This window comes from Mesorhizobium sp. B1-1-5, from assembly GCF_006443065.1.
Lineage (GTDB): Bacteria > Pseudomonadota > Alphaproteobacteria > Rhizobiales > Rhizobiaceae > Mesorhizobium.
Genome location: NZ_VFWS01000318.1, coordinates 1 through 1,628, shown reverse-complemented (window position 1 = coordinate 1,628; position 1,628 = coordinate 1). Strand labels below are relative to the sequence as shown.

The following is a 1,628-nucleotide window of genomic DNA, read 5'->3' as shown; positions in this document are numbered from 1 at the left end:
CTCTTCGAGCGTGGCATGTTCGGACAGCGCAACGGCGTCGCGGCCCCGATAGACAAGGTGGCCGTGCGAAACGGTCGAGATCGAGGTGACGAGCGAGGGTTCGCCCCAGGCGATGGCGCTTTCGGCGATGGCCGATGGGCTGCGTCCGCGCTCTCTTCGCATCATCAGGGCCGCGATATCGTCGACGCGATATTGGCTGCGGCGTGGATCGGCACTGTCCGGGCGCATGCCGATGCGCCCGCGACTGACATAGGCGTAGAGCGTCTGCGGCCGCACCTTGAGCCGTTCCAGTGCCTCGTCCCGCGACAGCCATTCGGACATGTCGGTCCCATATTGATTATGTTGATCAAGATTGATGCGCGTGTTGCCCATCCTTATCCTTAGTGTCGGAAAAGCTCAAGGAGACAAAGCCATGGCGAACGGGCTCGATGATGTGGTGGCGGCGGAAACGGTGCTGTCCGACGTGGATGGGCTGGGCGGCCGCTTGACGATCCGGGGGTACTCCCTGCCGGAACTGGCCGGGCGATGGAACTATCCGCAGGTCGTTCGCCTGCTTCTCGACGGCTTCTTCTACGACCTTCCCGGAGACGCGGAACTGGCCGCGAGACTGGGCCAGGCGCGCGTCGAGGTGTTCGACCGGCTCTTGCCTTGCCTGCCCCTGCTGGCGCCGCTCGACGTCTATAGCGCCATGCGCGCCGGCATGGCGCTGCTGCCGGACGGCGAGACGCTGACGGACGCGCTTGGGCTGATCGCGGCGCCCGCCGTGCTGACGCCGGCGCTCTTGCGCCTGCTGCACGGCGAGCAGCCGGTCGCGCCGGATGGGAAGGCCGATCATGCCGCCGATATGCTGAGGATGCTCGACGGTTCCGTGCCGACGCCGGTTCTGGCAAAGGCACTCGACACTTACCTCGTGACCGTCTGCGACCACGGCCTCAATGCCTCGACCTTCGCCACGCGCATCGTCGCTTCGACGCAGGCCGGGCTGACATCGTCGGTGCTGGCTGGCCTCGGCGCGCTCAAGGGCCCACTGCATGGCGGCGCGCCCGGCCCTGTCATCGAGATGCTCGACGCCATCCAGGCGCATGGCGACGCCGCCGGCTGGCTGCGCGGCGAGATCGCGCGTGGTGAACGCATCATGGGCTTCGGCCACCGCATCTACCGCGTGCGCGATCCGCGCGCCGATGTGCTGAAGGCGGTGGTGCGGCAGCTCGGCGGCGAGGGCGAGACCGGTCGCCGGCTGGCCTTCGCCGAGACAGTCGAACAGACGGCGCTCCATGTGCTTCGGATTGCCAAGCCGCAGCGCTCGCTGCAGACCAATGTCGAGTTCTACACCGCGCTGGTGTTGGAAGCGGCGGGTTTTCCCAGCCAAGCCTTCAGCAATGTCTTCGCGGCCGGGCGCGTCGCCGGTTGGGTCGCGCATGCGCGCGAGCAGCAGACGACGGGACGGCTGATCCGGCCGCTGTCGCGCTATGTCGGACCGATGCCGGACCTCGTCGCCTGAGCATCAAACCTGTTTGGAAGATACACCGCGCCCTCCGCCACAAGGCGGAGGGTGTTTCCGCATGATCGAAATTTCATGCGATCACGCGACCGTGCTCGTGTTCTTGCCTTGGTGTGTCCTTATATGC

Annotated in this window: 1 protein-coding gene and 1 pseudogene; one reads left to right on the top strand and one right to left on the bottom strand. The window is 66.4% G+C overall.

Annotated elements, in window-relative coordinates; translation table 11 throughout:
* Positions 1-321 (bottom strand): annotated as a pseudogene (locus FJ980_RS30865) (citrate synthase); the annotation flags it as partial.
* A 91-nt stretch (positions 322-412) separates the two neighbouring features.
* On the opposite strand from FJ980_RS30865, the gene FJ980_RS30860 reads away from it, so the two are divergent.
* Positions 413-1,501: a citrate synthase/methylcitrate synthase gene (locus FJ980_RS30860; RefSeq protein ID WP_140547344.1), complete on the top strand. Its 1,089-nt coding sequence runs from the start codon at positions 413-415 to the stop codon at positions 1,499-1,501.
* The last annotated feature ends 127 nt before the right edge of the window (positions 1,502-1,628 follow it).